16 protein-coding genes, 2 tRNA genes and 1 pseudogene are annotated in these 17,633 nt (G+C 64.4%); 10 read left to right on the top strand and 9 right to left on the bottom strand.

What is annotated here, in order from left to right; translation table 11 throughout:
• Position 1: 1 nt before the first annotated feature.
• Positions 2–961 (top strand): hypothetical protein, encoded by a 960-nt coding sequence (locus tag PSAL_RS10365; RefSeq protein WP_119837801.1) that lies wholly within the window; start codon positions 2–4, stop codon positions 959–961.
• Positions 962–1,362: 401 nt separating this feature from the next.
• Entirely contained in the window at positions 1,363–1,614 is a 252-nt protein-coding gene (locus PSAL_RS10360) for a helix-turn-helix domain-containing protein (RefSeq protein WP_231388483.1), read from the top strand.
• 9 nt (positions 1,615–1,623) lie between these two features.
• Here the strand turns inward: PSAL_RS10360 and PSAL_RS10355 are convergent, their stop codons facing one another.
• From PSAL_RS10355 to PSAL_RS10345, 4 genes and pseudogenes are all read right to left on the bottom strand, one after another.
• A complete protein-coding gene (locus tag PSAL_RS10355) occupies positions 1,624–3,492 on the bottom strand; it encodes a site-specific integrase (protein ID WP_196941843.1) in 1,869 nt (622 codons plus the stop codon).
• Positions 3,493–3,657 (bottom strand): annotated as a pseudogene (locus tag PSAL_RS19370) (DUF6538 domain-containing protein); the annotation flags it as partial.
• 166 nt (positions 3,658–3,823) lie between these two features.
• Positions 3,824–3,898: transfer RNA gene (locus tag PSAL_RS10350), tRNA-Gln, on the bottom strand.
• A 128-nt stretch (positions 3,899–4,026) separates the two neighbouring features.
• Positions 4,027–4,674: an SH3 domain-containing protein gene (locus tag PSAL_RS10345; protein ID WP_408004182.1), complete on the bottom strand. Its 648-nt coding sequence runs from the start codon at positions 4,672–4,674 to the stop codon at positions 4,027–4,029.
• 105 nt (positions 4,675–4,779) lie between these two features.
• Here PSAL_RS10345 and PSAL_RS10340 point away from each other — a divergent pair, with 105 nt between their 5' ends.
• Positions 4,780–5,766, top strand: a complete 987-nt coding sequence (locus tag PSAL_RS10340; RefSeq protein ID WP_119837803.1) for a 2-hydroxyacid dehydrogenase — start codon at positions 4,780–4,782, stop codon at positions 5,764–5,766.
• The gene (locus tag PSAL_RS10335; RefSeq protein ID WP_119837804.1) at positions 5,763–6,569 is read left to right on the top strand and encodes a hypothetical protein; all 807 of its coding nucleotides are present in this window, start codon (positions 5,763–5,765) and stop codon (positions 6,567–6,569) included. Before PSAL_RS10340 ends, PSAL_RS10335 begins: the two co-directional genes overlap by 4 nt.
• A gap of 15 nt (positions 6,570–6,584) precedes the next feature.
• Here the strand turns inward: PSAL_RS10335 and PSAL_RS10330 are convergent, their stop codons facing one another.
• The 4 genes from PSAL_RS10330 to PSAL_RS10315 all read right to left on the bottom strand — a co-directional run bounded on the left by PSAL_RS10330 (position 6,585) and on the right by PSAL_RS10315 (position 9,047).
• Complete coding sequence (locus tag PSAL_RS10330; protein ID WP_119837805.1) at positions 6,585–7,157, bottom strand: cob(I)yrinic acid a,c-diamide adenosyltransferase; 573 nt, start codon at positions 7,155–7,157, stop codon at positions 6,585–6,587.
• A 1-nt stretch (position 7,158) separates the two neighbouring features.
• Positions 7,159–7,356 carry a twin transmembrane helix small protein gene (locus PSAL_RS10325; RefSeq protein WP_119837806.1) on the bottom strand — a complete coding sequence of 66 codons (198 nt, stop codon included), beginning with the start codon at positions 7,354–7,356 and terminating at the stop codon, positions 7,159–7,161.
• Positions 7,357–7,450: 94 nt separating this feature from the next.
• On the bottom strand, positions 7,451–8,302 hold the full coding sequence (locus PSAL_RS10320) for an SDR family NAD(P)-dependent oxidoreductase (protein ID WP_119837807.1): 852 nt from the start codon (positions 8,300–8,302) through the stop codon (positions 7,451–7,453).
• 73 nt (positions 8,303–8,375) lie between these two features.
• The gene (locus PSAL_RS10315; RefSeq protein WP_196222691.1) at positions 8,376–9,047 is read right to left on the bottom strand and encodes an SH3 domain-containing protein; all 672 of its coding nucleotides are present in this window, start codon (positions 9,045–9,047) and stop codon (positions 8,376–8,378) included.
• 242 nt (positions 9,048–9,289) lie between these two features.
• Here PSAL_RS10315 and PSAL_RS10310 point away from each other — a divergent pair, with 242 nt between their 5' ends.
• Positions 9,290–11,659: a DNA topoisomerase IV subunit A gene (locus PSAL_RS10310; protein ID WP_119837809.1), complete on the top strand. Its 2,370-nt coding sequence runs from the start codon at positions 9,290–9,292 to the stop codon at positions 11,657–11,659.
• Between the two features lie 146 nt (positions 11,660–11,805).
• Here the strand turns inward: PSAL_RS10310 and PSAL_RS10305 are convergent, their stop codons facing one another.
• Entirely contained in the window at positions 11,806–13,167 is a 1,362-nt protein-coding gene (locus tag PSAL_RS10305; protein ID WP_196222695.1) for a cytochrome P450, read from the bottom strand.
• Between the two features lie 317 nt (positions 13,168–13,484).
• On the opposite strand from PSAL_RS10305, the gene PSAL_RS10300 reads away from it, so the two are divergent.
• From PSAL_RS10300 to secE, 5 genes are all read left to right on the top strand, one after another.
• Entirely contained in the window at positions 13,485–14,279 is a 795-nt protein-coding gene (locus PSAL_RS10300; protein ID WP_196222692.1) for a hypothetical protein, read from the top strand.
• 192 nt (positions 14,280–14,471) lie between these two features.
• Positions 14,472–15,647, top strand: coding sequence for an elongation factor Tu (tuf, locus tag PSAL_RS10295; RefSeq protein ID WP_196941842.1), 1,176 nt, complete (start codon positions 14,472–14,474; stop codon positions 15,645–15,647).
• 267 nt (positions 15,648–15,914) lie between these two features.
• Complete coding sequence (locus tag PSAL_RS10290) at positions 15,915–17,027, top strand: CorA family divalent cation transporter (RefSeq protein ID WP_119840836.1); 1,113 nt, start codon at positions 15,915–15,917, stop codon at positions 17,025–17,027.
• A 92-nt stretch (positions 17,028–17,119) separates the two neighbouring features.
• Positions 17,120–17,195 (top strand) — tRNA-Trp (locus PSAL_RS10285).
• Positions 17,196–17,412: 217 nt separating this feature from the next.
• On the top strand, positions 17,413–17,604 hold the full coding sequence (gene secE, locus PSAL_RS10280; RefSeq protein ID WP_196222895.1) for a preprotein translocase subunit SecE: 192 nt from the start codon (positions 17,413–17,415) through the stop codon (positions 17,602–17,604).
• The last annotated feature ends 29 nt before the right edge of the window (positions 17,605–17,633 follow it).

The raw sequence follows: 17,633 nt of genomic DNA, 5'->3' as shown, positions 1-17,633 counted from the left end.
TATGAGTGATCAAAACCCGAAAAATCTATTGCGCAAGATCACGGCCTGGATTGCGGGGCTGATTGTCGTTTCTTTCTGTATTGCTGTGATCTGGGGGTCCTGGACACGCACCTTCCTCGTAGAGGCCCGCACCTTCGGCGCCATTCTGGCACTGCGCGGAGACACGAACACTTGGGAACTTGAAAACGCTGTGCTCTGTGAGGCAAAGGCGCCGGATCCTACAGCCAAACCAAATGAGTACTGTCCCTCGGTTATTTTCACGGTTTCTGAAAGCGGACCTCGAATATTGGATTGGCCGCCAGGCGCCGTAGTTTCGGTGCGGCTGCGACCCGACAACAGCCTTCAGGTCGAAGCCATATCTGGAGCTGCGCCGGTCTTGGACGACGGCGACCGACTTGTCATTCCTAGCGAAACTTGGATGCGGCATGGCGTCCTCGCCGTAAACGGGGCGATTATCTTTGGCGGTAACATAGCGTCAGGCGCACGCGATTATCTGCTTTCAGGCCATTGGGAGGCGCGACAGGAGAGCCTAGCCTCTTCTCTGTTCCGACCAACGATGGAGACCGTGAAACAGGGAAAGCTGTCACGAGGTGCTTCAATCGAAATCTGGCGTAGTGGCTGGCTATGGGGACAAAGAGGAAAAGCTGTTCAAGCCACAGTTTTCGGGCACATCACACCATCTTTCAACCAAGATGAACCTGGCCTGATCATATCAGTTCTTTCTGAGGCCGCGCGGCTGGAACTCCACTTGGCATACTATGGCCTTGAGAACCCGGCAGTAATCCGGCCTGACATGCTGGACACAATTATGACCAGCCCGGTAATACTGGCAGCCGCCGCTATTCTTGGGGTTTTGGTATTAGCCCTAGACTTGGGGAATGGCCTGCAAGGTGGATCGCAAACAAGCAGCCCGAAGCTCTCAGTGATCAAGAGGCTGCGGCTCAGACCGCCGAAACGCTAGTCGGTCTTCGGTTCAGGCCATGACCAAAGCTCGGTCCGCTATCTGCGTACTGTGGTCATTCGTGTCTGGCGCAGCGAAGGTCGGCTCTCCGCCCTTCAAGTCTAAGCCTGATCCTATGTTGAGCGTGCCAGCAATGTCACGGCGGGGCTGCCCTCGAAGAGCGTGGCCCACTGTGCGGTGTGTCCCGCACGTATGGCCTCGACGATACGGAGAGTGCGCGCACCGGCCTGCTTCCTAGGTTTAGGCTGAATGAGGGGGAAGGTGTCTGAAGAGGGCATGCCGGGGTCCTTTCGGCTTCGTTTCCTCGGGTGTGACAGCTCATCCGAGAATCACTCCCAATTTGGGAGTGAATGCCTATGTGGGCTACCTCGGCGTGTCCAGTGGTCTCAGGCGGGAAACAGGTGGCCGGCGCAGCATATTCAGATACCTATCGCCTGATGCGGGAGCAGCTGGTGGCGCTGCGCAAGGATGCGGGGTTGTCTCAGGCGCAGCTGGCCGGGCAATTGGGCAAGCCGCCGTCCTTTGTGGCCAAGTACGAACTGGGCGAGCGGCGGCTGGATGTCGTCGAGCTGCTGGTCATACTCAAATGCATCGGCGCACCGCCCGAAGGTCTCATCGACCTGCTGGGGCGGGATGCGCCGGCAAACCTGTAGCAGCCTCTCCTAGAACAACCGTGGCAACGACTTGATCGCCTCATGGAGCGGCCCCAACGGTCTGTCCGGGCGCCTGTAGGTCGTCAGGTTCACCCCGGAAGCCGTATGCCCCAGAAGGTCCATCCGGTCGATCTCTGAAACGGCGTGCGTGGTGCCGTCGGCGCGCCGCAGGTTGACGAGGTGGTCGTTCACGTAGTGTCGGAAGCCATGACCCGACAAGCCGCGAGGGTTGCCGTTGAGGCTGTACTGGAAACTCATCCGAAGAGGATGATCCAGGCAGTTACCAAACTGCTTGTCATAGGTCACCTCCCCGGGGCGCGCGGTCCGTGACAGATGCCGGCGCGATTTCGACAAGACCTCGGGGAAGAGGGCAATCAGGCTTCGCTTGCGACAAGTGCGGACGTGATCGGCAAAACCGAGTTCAAGGATATGCGGATGCAATGGGATACGGCGCGTGCTTGAGGCGTTTTTCAAGCCGCGCAGGTGATTGGGGCGCAGGTCGATGAAGGGAATGCCGTCCTCTTCGCCGAAGTCATCGACAAGCAGGCCAGCGATCTCGCTTCTGCGGGCCCCGGTATAGGCGAGCAGCAGGCTGATCCAATAGTTGTGGTCCTTGAGCACCAGATCACCGGGCTGGTGCCGCCGCCCGCGAGACTTGCAGCCCTGCCACAAGGTATGGCTGAACAGCCTCTGCAGCTCCGTCAGCGTGGGCACGGCGCGCATTTCGCTCGGGGCGCGGGTGTCTTCCGGGATCAGACCGCGCAGGTTCGGGGTGAAGTCCTTCACGTTTTCCTCTGTTTTCGCATGGTGCAGCAAGGCGGAAACCGTGTTGATGTGCCGCTCGATCGTGCCGGCGGCAAGGCCGCAGGGCAGCCCGAGGCGCTTGGCCTGCGCCATGGTTTCCGGCCCGGTCAGGTGGCGGTCCGCCTCTTTGCGCCAGTACTTCGCAGGCATGCGGTTCCGCATCAGCTTGGCGAAGCTGTCGAGATTGTGTTGCCGGATCTCGGACACGCGCTGCACCCCTGTGAGATACATGAAGAGCGCGACCGAGCTCAGTCTCTGGTCGCGGGTGTTCTCGTTCCCCTTCATGCGCCAGGTCATGCGGACGGCGGTGCCGGCAATGTCGTCCCCGTAGGTGCGATCCACCTGCAGGGAGGCCGTGGAGCCGTCGAAATCGGCTTCTTCCGGCTGTGCCCGCGCGGCGTCGATCTGGGCGAGGATGGCGGCACCGGTCATGCGGCCTTCGATGAGAGACACACCCGGTGTCAAACCTGTCCGGGGTGGCAACGCCGGGACCGCGTGGACAGCCGCTTGATCCGGCGCGGAAGCCACCTCGGCAGACGGCTGCGATGGTGGCGCTGGCACCGTGGAGGTACCACCAACTGCTTCCTCAACCATCTCGCGCAGCATCGACACCGCCGCTTCCCGCGCCTGATCCCCGGAATGGAGCGGCACCGCCTCAGCGGCCTCATGGGCAGCTGTCCGCGCTTCCACGGCGGCCCAACGAAGGTGCAGGGTGTCGAGTTGCGACAGCTTGCCCTGCACCTGTGCGCGGGCCTTGACGCCCGTGTTGAAGGCAGGCGACAGGAATTCCCGGAACAGGACGTGGTGGATCTCGGTCGCGATGTCGCGATCCTCGGCGGCAAATCCGGCCAACCGCTCCGGCGACATTTCCTCGCGCAGGCCGTCTTCGATCATGCCGCGCAGGACGATCGTCTCGAGATGGTTCCGACGCGCCTTTTCGTGGGTCAGGCTTCCGTCCATCCGCTCGACCAGGCGGACCTGCCGCACCTGCGCCACGCAACGGCGCAGCTCCGCCTTGAAAAAGGCGGCCACGTCCGTCGAGGGCAGGGTCTTGTGCAGGGTCTCGTCGAGCATGCGGTCCATCTGTGCTGTCAGCCTGACACAGACTCTATGCGCTAATTTTCGATCCGCAGTCCCCAGGGACACCATCAGGGGTGTCTTAGATGTGGATAACCCCGGAATTCTCCGGCGGAAATAGAAACGACCTGCTCTTTCGCAGAGGTATGGCGTGGTGCCCATGACGACCGTTCTCCGACTCGGTCATCTTGTCCGGCTTGAGACACGGCGCGACAGGCCCGGCGAAGGGCTGTGTCACGTCATGTGTAAACGCCTGTGTAACCTCCCCCTCGAAGCACCCCACACGGGTTGTCGATGGGTCTGAAAACATTCACTTTTCAAGAGAAAGTGGCTGGGATGGTAGGATTCGAACCTACGGTACACTGTACCAAAAACAGTTGCCTTACCACTTGGCTACATCCCAACGTGGTGCGCTGATTACTCCGGGTCGGCGCGGGGTTCAAGCCCTTTTTCGGTGAAATCGGCGCGGAATTCGCAGTGAAATTTCAAGGTCTCGGCCGGCGGCGCCTGCGCCACCCAGCGGACCTTGGGTCACTCTCTGATTTCGTCGGCTCCGACACCCCAGAGCGCGGATTTCTCGGCCCAGCCGGAATAGCCCGCGACCGAGACACGGCACCAATCGGGTTCGCAACGACCAAGGTCGGCGATCACGCCGGCTTCGAGCTTGGCGACGACACGGGCTTCGGGGCCGGGACGGAAGCGCAGTTCGAGCAGGTTCTTTTCGACCAGCACCGTGCGATGCCCCGAGATCAGCGCGTAGTGCACCCAGCCGCCCATGCCGTCGTGATCGCGGATGCGGCGCCAGTGGCCGTATTCGGCCACCACCTGCACCGGCAGGCCCTTGCGCAGGAATTCCCAGTCGATGCGATGGGTCTTGCTGGGGCCGCGGCGCACGTTGGCGCGGCTGGATTTCATCGACAGGTAGCGGGGCAGGGGCAGCTTGGTTACGGGGCCGACCGACAGGCCTGCCTCGGACCCGGCTTCGGTCACCGCATCAAGGCCTTGCAAGGGCATCGCCAGCGCGGCGCTTTGGTCGCCCGACGCGTTCGGCGCCGTGGCTGCGGCGGGCAGCACCGGATCGGCGCCTTCCTGCCCGGGTATCTCGGTCGCCGACAGAACACCGGTGCCGGAAAACAGGAAGAACGCCAGCGCGCATGCGCCCCTTCGCCAAGTATCCATGATCATAGCCTGCTCTGCTCTTGCGACCGGAGTTCTTGTGCCCCGATGCTGTTTGCGTCACTTTGCCCCTGCGCGCAGCGTTTGGAAAGATGCAGGAGCCAATGAATGCCATATCGACGCCTGACTGTTGTCGTTACGCGACGCTTGCCCGAGGTGGTAGAAGCCCGCATGGCCGAGCTTTTCGATATACAGACCGGCCCCGAAGACCGCCCCATGTCCCGTGAGGAGCTGGTTGCGGCCGTCAAGACCGCCGAGGTCCTCGTGCCGAACCTGCGGGACGAGATCGACCAGTCGCTGCTGGCGCAGGCCGGCCCACAATTGAAGCTGATCGCGAATTACGGCGCCGGGGTGGATCATATCGATGTGGCGACGGCCCGGCAGCGCGGCATCCTCGTGTCCAACACGCCCGACGTGGTGACCGAAGACACCGCCGACATGTCCATCGCGCTGATCCTTGCGCTGCTGCGCCGGATTCCCGAAGGGCTGGCCAGGATGCAGACCGAAGGCTGGGAAGGCTGGAGCCCCAATGCCCTGCAGGGCGCGCGGGTGGCGGGCAAGCAGCTTGGCATCCTCGGGATGGGGCGCATCGGTCAGGCGCTGGCACGGCGGGCCAATGCCTTTGGCATGCAGGTGCATTACCACAACCGCCGCCGCCTGCGCGAAGAGACCGAGGCCGATCTGAAGGCCCGCTACTGGGACAGTCTGGATCAGATGGTGGCGCGGATGGACGTGATCTCGGTCAATTGCCCGCATACGCCGTCGACCTTCCACCTGCTGAACGCGCGGCGGCTGAAGCTGATGAAGCCCGAGGCGGTGATCGTGAATACCTCGCGCGGCGAGGTGATCGATGAAAACGCCCTGACGCGGATGCTGCGGGCGGGCGAAGTCGCCGGGGCAGGGCTTGATGTCTTCGGTGGGCGGCGCGATGCCAACCCGCGCCTGCGTGAGATGTCGAATGTCGTCCTGCTGCCGCATATGGGGTCGGCCACCCGTGAAGGGCGGATCGAGATGGGCGAGAAAGTGATCATCAACATCAAGACCTTTGCCGATGGCCACCGGCCGCCGGACCAGGTCGTGCCGGGCATGTTGTGAGCCGCGCCGGACCGGGGGCCATTGCCCTGCTGCTGGCGCTGCTTTGCGGCTTCCTGGCGCTGAACCCGCGGGCCAATCCGCTGGTCACCGTGGCCGAGAAATACCAGCAGGACATCGCCGTCGCCAGCGGGGCCACCTATATCTCGCTGCGCGCGATCAACGCCGCGCTTTCCTTCGCGCAGGATGTCGAGGTCGGCGGCTCCATGGGTCTGTCGGCCAACGTGCAGCCGCTGAAATGGCTGGAACCCATCGACGACACGGTCGAGCGGATCTCCGCCGCGATCTTCGCCGTGGCGGTACTGACGGGCGTGCTGTCGATGTCGCTGGCCCCCGTTGCGTCGGTCGGGTTCGTGCTGCTGGGGGTGGCGCTGCTGACCCGGTCGGGCTGCGATGTGGCGGTCGGCTGGCATCGCTCTCCGGCGGGGCTGCGGCGGTTCGGCGGGTCCTGCGGGATGCTGGGCTTTGCCTTCGCCATCGGGCTGCCCTGCGCCTATGCGCTCGGGGTCTGGGGCGGCGACATCCTGACCGCCGACAAGGCGGCCGAAGCCAGCGCCGTGCTGGATCATATCGCCGACACCGCCCGCCTGCTGGTCGGCATCGACGACGGCAATATCGAAGACCGTGGCTGGCGCGAGACGATCGACGCCTATCGCAACGCGGCCGGAGACCTGTGGGACAAGGCGGACGAGATGCTGGCGGCCTCGCTGACCCTGGTCGGGATCTTCGTGCTGCGCATGGTGGTGCTGCCGCTGGTGCTGTTGCTGGCGCTGGTCGCGATCACCCGCCGTATCCTGGGCGCCTGAAAAGGGGGGGGACGCCTAGCGCGTCGCCCCCGGCACCCACAGGACATCGCCCGCGCCGCCGTCATTGGCCGCGCGCGAGGCGACGAAGAACCAGTCGCTGAGGCGGTTCAGGTACTTGACCGCCGCCGGGTTGCAATCGCCTTCGCCCATCAGCGCCACCGACAGGCGTTCGGCGCGGCGGCAGACTGTACGGCACAGGTGCAGATGCGCCGCCAGCGCAGACCCGCCGGGCAGGACGAAGCTGCGCAGGGGGGACAGGTCGGCGTTCATCGCGTCGATCTCGGCTTCCAGGCGGTCAACCTGCGAGGCCACCATGCGCAGCGGCGTGTATTCGGCGGCGGCGTCGCTGGCCATATCCGGGCGGCACAGGTCGGCGCCGAGGTCGAACAGATCGTTCTGGATGCGCGCCAGGGCCGCATCCATGTCGCCATCGGCATGCAGTCGGGCCAGCCCCAGGGTCGCATTGGTTTCATCCACCGTGCCATAGGCCTCGACCCGCAGCGACGGTTTGGGCACCCGGCTGCCATCGCCAAGCGCGGTATCCCCGGCGTCGCCGGTACGGGTGTAGATTTTCGACAGAACGACCATGTCAGCCCCCTTTGCGCAGCAGCACGAACAGCAGGATTCCCGCCACGGCAGCGAATTGCGCGATGATCCGCGCCTGCATCAGCTTGTTGGACCGCTTGGGGTCTCCGCTGCGGGCGAAATTGGCGATCCCCATGACAAGGATCACGGCCACCAGAAGCACGGCGGCCCCGGCAACCAGGAAAAGCGGATCATTGCCCATGGCGGTCTCCTTGGTTTTTCTCTGCCCCCGGATGTAAGGGGGCGGGCGGTGAAAGCGAACCGGAAAATCCGGTCCGATCGGCTTTCGGCGCCTCTCAGGCGTTGCGGACCAGCCTGTCGATCATGCGCGCGGGCAACAGGCGGCGCATCGCCGCAGCGGCGTAGGTCGGCGTGGTGACCATATAGCGCGCGCGGGGCCGGGGGTCTTCCAGCGCGCGGATCAGCTTGGCGGTGACCGCCTCGGGGCCCAGTTCGAACCGATCGGCCTTTTCGCTGCCCGGGCCCCGCTTGTAGAGCTTGTCGAGCAAACCGTTGCGGTATTCCTCCACCCGTTCCGAAGCCTCCCAATCCACCCATTTTTCAAAGGCGGCGATGGCGTTCTTGCGGAAATCGGTGCGGATCGGCCCCGGTTCTATCAGGATCGCATGGATGCCGGAGCCTTCCAGTTCGACCCGCAGCGTATCCGTCAGCCCCTCGAGCGCGAATTTCGACGCATTGTACGGTCCGCGCCACGGGGCGGCGACCAGCCCCAGGACAGAAGAACAATTGACGATCCGGCCTGTCCCACGCCGCCGCATGGCGGGCAGGACCGCCCGGGTAAGGGCGTGGGGGCCCAGGAAATTGGTCTCGAACTGGGCGCGCATGGCGACGCGGCTGATATCCTCGACCGGGCCGGGGATCGCATAGGCGCCATTGTTGAACACAGCATCCAGCGCGCCGTCGCAACGCTTCAGCACTTCGGCAACGGCGGCTTCGATGCTCGGCTGATCGGCGTAATCGAGGCGCAAAGCTTCGAACCCCGCTTCGGCCAGCTGCGTGACATCTTCCGCCTTGCGGGCCGAGGCAAAGACCCGCCAGCCCTGAGCTTTCAGCCCGCGGGCAGCGTCGTGCCCGATGCCCGACGAACAGCCGGTGATGAGGATCGTCTTCCGGGGGGTATGGGTCATGCCCCGTTGTGCATGGCGATGAACGACGGGGCAAGGGGGAGAGGGGCAAGAGGGCGGGCGCGGGGCGCTATGGTCAGCCCGCGTCGGTCACCAGGGAATTGGCCATCCAGCCCGTGCGCCCGGTTTCCGGCACGCGCAACTGCACCCAATCGCCTTCCGAGGCGATGACCTCGACCTTGTCGCCTTCTTCAAGCGTGGTGAGGATCGAAAACCGTGTGCCCGGCCCGTAGCGCAGGTTCACCCGGTCGCCGCTGACCTGCCGCATGTCCGCGCCCTGCGGTGCGTCTTGTTGGGAAGCAAGCTTGGCCTCATGCGCCGCTTCGGCGGCGGCCTGCACGCGTTCCACGGATTGGCGGCGTGCCAGGCTCTGGCGTTCGATGATCGCCTGCGTGCGGGCCGAAATCTGCAGTGTGGGTTGTTCCGGTGCAGCCCCTTCGCTGTGCTGAACCGCCTGCACTACCTGTGCATTGCCGGACGCAGCGGCGAAGCCAACGGTCTGGACCATCGCCGGTTCGGCGGCCGGGGTTGCGACCGGAGCGGCGGTAGCGGCCCTAATGGGCTGGGAGACTTCCGGGGACGGAGAATCGGCCTGCGCCAAGGTCTCGACCGCCGGATTGAGGGATGCGGGACCGATGGAACCGGGACCTGTGCCTTCGGGCCATCCGGGCTGGAAATCCGATCCTCCGCTCAGTTGGTAGAAGGCGGCGAACAAGGCGACTGTAGCGAGGATGGCGAATTGCGGCATATTTGGCTCCCTTGATTGTGAACATAACCGGTTGGGGCTCGGCTGGTTCCCGCCAGTACGTAGGAAATGCGCCTGCATCGCGCGCCGATTGCGGGCTGGGGGCCTCAAGGCGATGGTTCACAGGCCGGCAAAGGCCCGCGTTGCGGCACCGGGGCGGGATGGCTACGGAAAATGCGGCGCAAGACCCGTTGGGCCCATCTCGCCGCTTTACCCGCCCCGACGCCGCAGGTATCACACCATCTATGACGGATACGCCCGAAGACCCCAAGATCGGCCCCGCAAGCGGCCCCGGTTCCAGCCCCGACTCCGGTTCAGGTTCCGGAGGTGGCGAAGCCTTGCTGGCCGAACCGCTGCGCCGTGCCATTGGCGACCGCTACCTGACCTATGCGCTGTCGACGATCATGCACCGCGCCCTGCCCGATGCCCGCGACGGGCTGAAGCCGGTGCATCGGCGCATCCTATACGCGATGCGAGAGCTGAAGCTGGCGCCGAACGGGCGGTTCCGCAAAAGCTCCAAGATCTCGGGCGACGTGATGGGGAACTACCACCCCCATGGCGACACGGCGATCTATGACGCGATGGCCCGGCTGGCGCAGGATTTCAACGTCCGCTACCCGCTGGTCGACGGGCAGGGGAACTTCGGCAATATCGACGGGGACAACCCGGCGGCCTCGCGCTACACCGAGGCGCGACTGACCGCCGTCGCCGAGGCCCTGATGGAGGGGCTGACCGAAAACGCGGTTGATTTCCGCGACAATTACGACGGTACCCTGACAGAGCCGGTGGTGCTGCCCGCGTCCTTCCCGAACCTGCTGGCCAACGGCTCCTCTGGGATCGCGGTGGGGATGGCGACCAATATCCCGCCCCATAACATCGCCGAGCTGTGCAATGCCTGCCTGCATCTGATCAAGACCCCGGATGCGCGGGACGAGACCCTGTTGCAATACGTGCCCGGCCCTGATTTCCCCACTGGCGGCGTGCTGGTCGAGGCGCCCGAGAACATTGCCAGGGCCTATGCCACGGGGCGCGGCTCCATGCGGCTGCGCGCCAAGTGGGAAAAAGAGGACCTTGGCCGCGGCACATGGCAGATCGTGGTCACCGAGATCCCCTACCAGGTGCAGAAATCCAAGCTGGTGGAGCGGATCGCGGATCTGATCCAGACCCGGCGCATCCCGATTCTGGCGGATGTGCGTGACGAAAGCGCCGAGGACATCCGCCTGGTGCTGGAACCCCGCGCCAAGACCGTGGATCCCGAGGTTCTGATGAACCTGCTGTTCCGCAATTGCGATCTGGAAACGCGGTTCTCGATGAACATGAACGTGCTGATCGACGGGCTGACGCCCAAGGTCTGCTCGATGAAGGAAGTGCTGCGCGCCTTCCTCGACCACCGGCGCGACGTGCTGCAGCGGCGCAGCGCGCACCGGCTGGCCAAGATCGACCACCGGCTGGAAGTGCTGGAAGGCTTCATCACCGCCTTCCTGAACCTCGACCGGGTGATCGACATCATCCGCTATGACGACGAACCCAAGACCGCGCTGATGCTGGAAAACTGGAGCCTCAAGCGGGGGCGTGCACGGGACGAGGCCGATTACGTCACACCCGTCGGGATCGATACCGAAGGCGAGTTGACCGAGGTCCAGACCGAAGCCATCCTGAACATGCGCCTGCGCTCCCTGCGGCGGCTTGAGGAACTTGAACTTGTCCGGGAACGCGACGCGCTGATGGCCGAACGTGCCGGTCTCGAAGACCTGATGGCCAGCCCGGAGCGCCAGTGGACCCGGATTGCCGAGCAGATCCGCGAGACCCGCAAGAGCTTTGGCAAGGATTACTTCGGCGGTGCCCGCCGCACCCTGATCGAAGCCGCCGCCGAGGCCGAGGAAGTCCCGGTCGAGGCGATGATCGAGCGGGAACCGATCACCGTGGTCTGCTCGAAAATGGGCTGGATCCGGGCAATGAAGGGGCATATCGACCTGTCTCAGACCGAAAAGCTGAAGTTCAAGGACGGTGACGAAGGACGGTTCCTGTTCCATGCGGAAACCACAGACAAACTGCTTGTCTTCGGCTCCAACGGGCGCTTCTACACGATGCAGGCCTCGAACCTGCCCGGCGGGCGCGGCATGGGCGAACCCCTGCGTCTGATGATCGACCTGCCTAACGAATCCGAGATCGTCGAGATCCGCATCCACCGCCCCGGCGCCAAGCTCGTGGTCGCCTCCACTGCCGGGGACGGCTTCCTCGTGTCCGAAGATGAAGTCCTGGCCCAGACCCGCACCGGCCGCCAGGTCCTGAACGTCAAGGACGGCGTCCGCGCACTGCTTGCCAAACCCGTCTGGGGCGATCACGTCGCCTGTGTGGGCGAAAACCGCAAGGTGCTTGTCTTCCCTATTGAAGAGCTGCCCGAGCTTGGCCGCGGCAAGGGCGTGCGGCTGCAGAAATACAAGGACGGCGGCCTTTCGGACCTGACCACTTTCCCGCTGGCCGACGGCTTGTCCTGGCACGACCCCGCCGGCCGAACCCGCACGGAAACCGAGCTTGGGGAATGGATCGGCAAGCGCGCCGGAATTGGCCGCATGGCGCCCCGCGGCTTCCCACGGGACAATCGCTTCAACTGATCCGCGAGGCGCACCGGTCCGCCTCGCGCCCGTTTCCCTGTTTCAAATATCCCCCGCGGAGCGTTGCCCCGGACCTTGTCCGGGGCAAGTCGTTCCTTCGGAACGAGCCTTCGGCGAGGATATTTGGGACAGGGAAACGATGCAGGTCAGTGTCGGGGGCTGACGTTCAGCCAGACACCGCCTTCGGCGCGCAGGGTGAGGATCATCACCGGATTTGGGCTGCGGCCGGGGATCTCGGAAAAGCGGAATCGTGACAACAGGGTGGCGAGAAGGATGACCGCTTCCTGCAGGGCGAAGGTGGCGCCGATGCAGACGCGGGGGCCATCGCCGAAGGGCAGGTAGGCAAAGCGCGGGATGGTCTTGCGATCCGCAAAGCGTGCGGGGTCGAAGCGGTCTGGATCCCTCCAGAGTAGCCGGTTGCGATGCAGGGCGTAGATCGGGAGGATGATCGTGTCTTTGGGGCGGATGTCGCGGTCGCACAGCCTGTCAGGTGCTTGCGCACTGCGCGAAATGATCCCGGCGGGCGGGTAGAGGCGCAGGGTTTCATCTATGATCTGGCGGGTCAGGGGCAGGGCGTCGAGGTCAGCGGGGGTGGCGGCGCGGTCTTGCAGGACGGCGATGGCCTCGGTCGCGGCCGCCTTCTGGATCGCGGGGTCGAAGGCGCAGAGGTAGAGGGCCCAGCCAAGGGTCAGTGCCGTTGTCTCATGTCCCGCGACAATGAAGGTCAGCAGATTGTCGGCCAGTTCGCGGTCATTCATGCGCCGCCCGGTTTGCGGGTCCTCGGCGGCCAGTAGCAGGTCCATCAGATCCGGGGTCCCTGGCGGGGTGTCGCGCGCGCGGCGACTGTCGATCGCGTCGTCGGCCACCGCTTTCATCTGCCTCAAGGTTCGCGAAGAGAACAGCCGTCCCGGTCGCGGGATCCAGCCGGGCAGGCCGAGGATGTCGAACAGGCTGACGCGCCCGGCTTCGGCGATATAGGTTTCGATCGCGCGGTGGACGGCGTCGCGGTCAAAGGCCTTTCCGCCGGAAAAGGTCACATCGGCTATCACTTCATAGGTGGCACGTACCATCTCGTCCGCAAGGTTCACCGGGGCCGTCCCCTGGGCGGCGATCCGTCGGCAGGCATATTCCGCTGCCCGGGTCATCACCGGGCCGAGGCCGGCGACATTGCGGTGCGAGAAGACCGGCGCGGCGGCCCGGCGCTGCCAACGCCAGTGGGCGCCTTCTGAAATGAACAGGCTTTCCCCGATAGCGGGGCGCAGCAGGTTCTTGGTGACATCGGATTTCGGATAATCATCGAGCTTTTCGATCAGCACCCGGCGCAGGGCCTCCGGATCCATCACCATGTGCCAGCGGATCCCCATCCTTCCGGAGACGATGGGTTGTTTCACCGCAAGCTCGGGCAGGATTTCCAGCACGTTGCGCCGGGCAGCACGCAGCGAACCGAGCAGCCCCAGTGGTTGTGTCACCAGTGGAACGCGGACAGGCAGGCGTGGGGCGTCACCCATGTCCCCGGCAACGGTCGAGGCATCCGGGCGGTCGTTCTCTGCATCGTGCGGGGCCGCTTTGTCGGACATGGGGCTTTCCTTCCATCGCGTTCACAGCAGCCTAGGCCGGACGGTCCGGCGGGGCAATTCCGGGCAGGGGCGCGCGCCGCGCAGCAGGTTCCTGAAGCGAGCAGGACATGACGGCGGAGATCCTGCGCGATTGACGTCCCATTCAATTGAAAAGGGTACGCCTATCGGCTATGCCCGACGGACGCGCAAACACTTCCGGGGGTCCAATGCACCGCATCCGCTCTGTCCGTCGATTCCCTGCTGCCATCATGGCCGCGACGCTGCTTGTCCTGAGCGCCTGCACCAATGCGAACGACCTGCATGAGCCGATGGTGGATCTTGGGGATTTCCGACTTGGCCATGACGTCGTGGTGGCTTCGAAGATGCGCAAGGGACCGTTTTCCCGCGATGTCGGCGAAGAGGAGATGATCCAGGCGCTTACCGGCGCAATGGAAGAACGTTTCCGCCGCTATGACGGCACGGGTCTTTACCACATCGGGATTTCCGTCGAAGGCTATGTTGTCGCCATGGCCGGTATCCCGCTGCTGCTGAAACCACGTTCGGCGCTGATCACCAAGGTGACGGTCTGGGACGATCAGGCCAATGCGAAGCTGAACGAGGTTCCCAAGACCATCGAGGTGCTGGAAAGCTTCGGTGGGGATTCCTTCATCCTGGGCACCGGGCTGACGATGTCCAAGGAAGAACAGCTGCACGAGTTGACCCGCAATGTCGCCAAGGAAATTCAGAACTGGCTGCAGGAAAACCCCGAATGGTTCACCCCCGAACCCGGCACAGAGGCGATAGCCGCGACGACGGCAGATGTCGAAGTGGCTGAAACACCACGCTATTTCGGCGAGGGCGTGGTCTATGACGTCAAGGAAATGGAAGCCGCCAATGCCGCAGCCGAAGCCACTGAAAGTGGCGCGGTGGTCCCCGAAGAGGGCAGCCTGACCGATGCCGGTGATCTTGCGGCTGCTGCGGCGGGCGTCGATGCCCCGGCGCCCCTGGCCGAGACCGTGAGCCCGGACGTGTCCGACGAAGCGGCGGGCGCACTGGCGAACTAGGCCATCTGGTTGGTGCCACGGCCGGACCCCAAGGCAGGACTGCCGCTGGGGTCCCGCGTGTCGGACCGTGACAGACAAGGCCCAGGAGACCGGAAAGCGATCAAGAGACGCTTGATTTTCCTGCCCGGACTTAATAAATCGCGCCCGGAGTGAAATCGGGCCGATGGCCCCCAAGCATAGAGGCGCCTCAGTATGGGCAAGGCAAAGTTCGAACGCGGCAAACCGCACTGCAACATCGGCACGATCGGTCACGTTGACCACGGCAAGACGACGCTGACGGCTGCGATCACGAAATACTTCGGCGACTTCCAGGCCTACGACCAGATCGATGGCGCGCCGGAAGAAAAGGCCCGTGGCATCACGATCTCGACCGCGCACGTGGAATACGAGACGGAAAACCGTCACTACGCGCACGTCGACTGCCCCGGCCACGCCGACTACGTGAAGAACATGATCACCGGTGCCGCCCAGATGGACGGTGCGATCCTGGTCGTGAACGCCGCTGACGGCCCCATGCCGCAAACGCGCGAGCACATCCTGCTGGGTCGCCAGGTGGGTATCCCCGCCATGGTCGTCTTCATGAACAAGGTTGACCAGGTCGACGACGAAGAGCTTCTCGAGCTGGTCGAAATGGAAATCCGCGAGCTGCTGTCGGCCTACGAATACCCGGGCGACGACATCCCGGTCATCGCCGGTTCGGCCCTGGCCGCTCTGGAAGGCCGCGACAACGCGATCGGCGAAGACAAGATCCGTGAACTGCTGGCGGCCGTGGATGACTACATCCCGCAGCCCGAGCGCGCGATCGACCAGCCGTTCCTGATGCCGATCGAAGACGTGTTCTCGATCTCCGGTCGTGGTACGGTTGTGACCGGCCGTGTCGAGCGTGGCGTTGTCAACGTCGGCGACGAACTGGAAATCGTCGGCATCAAGGACACCAAGAAAACGACCTGCACCGGTGTGGAAATGTTCCGCAAGCTGCTGGATCGTGGGGAAGCGGGCGACAACGTCGGCGTTCTGCTGCGCGGCATCGACCGTGAAGGTGTCGAACGTGGTCAGGTTCTCTGCAAGCCCAAGTCGGTGAACCCGCACACCAAGTTCGAAGCCGAAGCCTACATCCTGACGAAGGATGAAGGCGGCCGTCACACGCCGTTCTTCGCCAACTACCGCCCGCAGTTCTACTTCCGGACCACGGACGTCACCGGCACCGTCAACCTGCCCGAGGGCACGGAAATGGTCATGCCCGGCGACAACCTGAAGTTCGAAGTCGAACTGATCGCCCCGATCGCGATGGAAGAGCGCCTGCGCTTCGCCATCCGTGAAGGTGGCCGGACCGTCGGGTCGGGCGTCGTCTCGAAAATCATCGAGTAAGGCCTCTGGCGCGCTCCGGTCCCGGAGCGCGTGCCTTTGCCTGGCAAGATCAGACGAGCGTTCCTGAAAAGGGCCGCTCGTTTTCTTTTCGCCGTCTTGAGCGCGGCCCTCGATGCCGGATCTTCCCATTTTTGCGCGGCCAGGCGATCGGGGGAGATTTTCGCGTACCGACATGGAATAAGCCCGCGATTTCGGGGCGGTCATGCGATAACTTGCCGCAAATTGCGTTCCGCATCAGGGGGCGTCCCGCAACCGGGGCGGAGGAATATGACCACAGAAAAGTCTTCCGACGACCGCAGGGCGGATCCCGAAACCGCCGATGCCGATACCGCCGAAAATCTGGTGTCCGGCGACACATCGACACCTCGGCCGCAACACACGATACCCGAAGCCCCAGACGGCCTGCCGCAGGACTGCCTGCATTGCGCCTATGTGCTGGCCGGGCAGGACAGGGGGCGGGCGCTGGATCCCATCGGCATCGGTTCGGACCTGGCCAGCCCGGTCTTTACCTGGGCACATCTGGACGACCGGTCTCCGGGTGCGCGCGACTGGCTGCGCGCCCATCTGCCGGATCTGGAGGATTGGGTGATCGACGGGCTGACCCGTCCCGATGCCCATTCCCGTGCGACACGGGTCGGCGGTGGGCTGTTCATCGTCCTGCGCAGCATCAATGTCATCGCCGGGGCTGATCCGCTCGACATGATCGCCCTGCGTATCTGGGTCGACGACAAGGCAATCGTGACCCTGTCCAACGACCCGGTGCATGCCCTGGACGAAGTAACGCATCTGGTCGCCCATGGCGATGCGCCGACCACGCCGGGGGCCTTCATCGCCGCGATCGTGCGTCGCCTTGCCGACCAGCTGGAACCGGTGGTCGAGGCGCTGGAAGATCAGGTCGACGCGCTGGAGGCCAATGTGGTCGAACAGCCCGACCCGGCCCTGCGCCGGGAGATCGCCGCACGCCGCCTTGGCGTGGTGAAACTGCGCCGCCATGCGCCGTCTCAGGCAGAGGCGCTCGGGGCGCTGCTGTCCAGCGGCAGTCCGCTGCTGCTGGATCGCGACCTGCGCCAGATATCAGAGAATCACGCCCGCATGCGCCGCCTGTCGGAAAACGTGGACGAGCTGCGGGATTCCCTTGTCGTGCTGCGCGACGACCTGACCGGGCAGTTGTCGGACCGGCTGAACCGGCACATGTACATCCTCGCGGTGATCTCGGGGGTATTCCTGCCGCTGACCTTCGTGACCGGCTTGCTGGGGATCAACGTCGAAGGCATTCCCGGCGCCCGCGAAGTCGATGCCTTCTGGTTCGTGACCGCCGGGCTGGTGGCCTTTGCCGGCGTGCTGGTGGTGATCCTGCGCTGGTTCCACTGGATGGAGTGATGATTGGCGCGAGGGCAGGCGAAAAATCCGGGGTCCGGGGCGTGGGGCCTCTTGATCTTCGCGCGCCGCTGGCCTATCCCCGGCCACGGACTAGGGGTTTAGCTCAGTTGGTAGAGCATCGGTCTCCAAAACCGAGGGTCGTGGGTTCGAGTCCCTCAGCCCCTGCCAGTCCGCCTCCTTCAAGGCATTGTTGAACGCACCGCCCTCCGGGGGATGTTGCCTTGTGGCGCAGGGGGTGTTTTCCGGTCCCGTTGCGCGCGGCACCTCGTCGCGTCCCCGTCACCGTAGCGGATGGCTTGAAAAGCGCGGGCGGGCGGCGTATGTCACCCCGAACCGCGCGGGCCGGCCCCGTGCCCCGAGATTTAATGATCCGAGGATGCCACCCATGGCGAACCCGTTGCAATTCATCCAGCAGACCCGTGCCGAGATCGGCAAGGTTACCTGGCCCACCCGGCGCGAGGTGCTGCTGACGACGATCATGGTCTTCGTCATGGCGGCGCTGACGGCGGTCTTCTTTGCCCTGGTCGACGTCGGCATCCGCGCCGGTCTGCAAGGTATCCTGGGCCTGTTCGGCTGACACCGGGCAACAGGCAGGCCGGCTGGCGC

The sequence above is a fragment of the Pseudooceanicola algae genome (genome assembly GCF_003590145.2).
GTDB classification, from domain to species: Bacteria; Pseudomonadota; Alphaproteobacteria; order Rhodobacterales; family Rhodobacteraceae; genus Pseudooceanicola; species Pseudooceanicola algae.
Note: the sequence above shows the minus strand (reverse complement) of the source record. Positions and strands in the feature narration are given on the sequence as shown.

Bases quoted from the DNA above. Each gene is read 5' to 3' on its own strand.
- PSAL_RS10365 (WP_119837801.1), top strand. From the start codon at position 2: ATGAGTGATCAAAACCCGAAAAATCTATTGCGCAAGATCACGGCCTGG.
- PSAL_RS10355 (WP_196941843.1), bottom strand. From the start codon at position 3,492: ATGCTCGACGAGACCCTGCACAAGACCCTGCCCTCGACGGACGTGGCC.
- PSAL_RS10345 (WP_408004182.1), bottom strand. From the start codon at position 4,674: ATGGATACTTGGCGAAGGGGCGCATGCGCGCTGGCGTTCTTCCTGTTT.
- PSAL_RS10340 (WP_119837803.1), top strand. From the start codon at position 4,780: ATGCCATATCGACGCCTGACTGTTGTCGTTACGCGACGCTTGCCCGAG.
- PSAL_RS10330 (WP_119837805.1), bottom strand. From the start codon at position 7,157: ATGGTCGTTCTGTCGAAAATCTACACCCGTACCGGCGACGCCGGGGAT.
- PSAL_RS10325 (WP_119837806.1), bottom strand. From the start codon at position 7,356: ATGGGCAATGATCCGCTTTTCCTGGTTGCCGGGGCCGCCGTGCTTCTG.
- PSAL_RS10320 (WP_119837807.1), bottom strand. From the start codon at position 8,302: ATGACCCATACCCCCCGGAAGACGATCCTCATCACCGGCTGTTCGTCG.
- PSAL_RS10315 (WP_196222691.1), bottom strand. From the start codon at position 9,047: ATGCCGCAATTCGCCATCCTCGCTACAGTCGCCTTGTTCGCCGCCTTC.
- PSAL_RS10310 (WP_119837809.1), top strand. From the start codon at position 9,290: ATGACGGATACGCCCGAAGACCCCAAGATCGGCCCCGCAAGCGGCCCC.
- PSAL_RS10305 (WP_196222695.1), bottom strand. From the start codon at position 13,167: ATGGGTGACGCCCCACGCCTGCCTGTCCGCGTTCCACTGGTGACACAA.
- PSAL_RS10300 (WP_196222692.1), top strand. From the start codon at position 13,485: ATGGCCGCGACGCTGCTTGTCCTGAGCGCCTGCACCAATGCGAACGAC.
- tuf (WP_196941842.1), top strand. From the start codon at position 14,472: ATGGGCAAGGCAAAGTTCGAACGCGGCAAACCGCACTGCAACATCGGC.
- PSAL_RS10290 (WP_119840836.1), top strand. From the start codon at position 15,915: ATGACCACAGAAAAGTCTTCCGACGACCGCAGGGCGGATCCCGAAACC.
- secE (WP_196222895.1), top strand. From the start codon at position 17,413: ATGGCGAACCCGTTGCAATTCATCCAGCAGACCCGTGCCGAGATCGGC.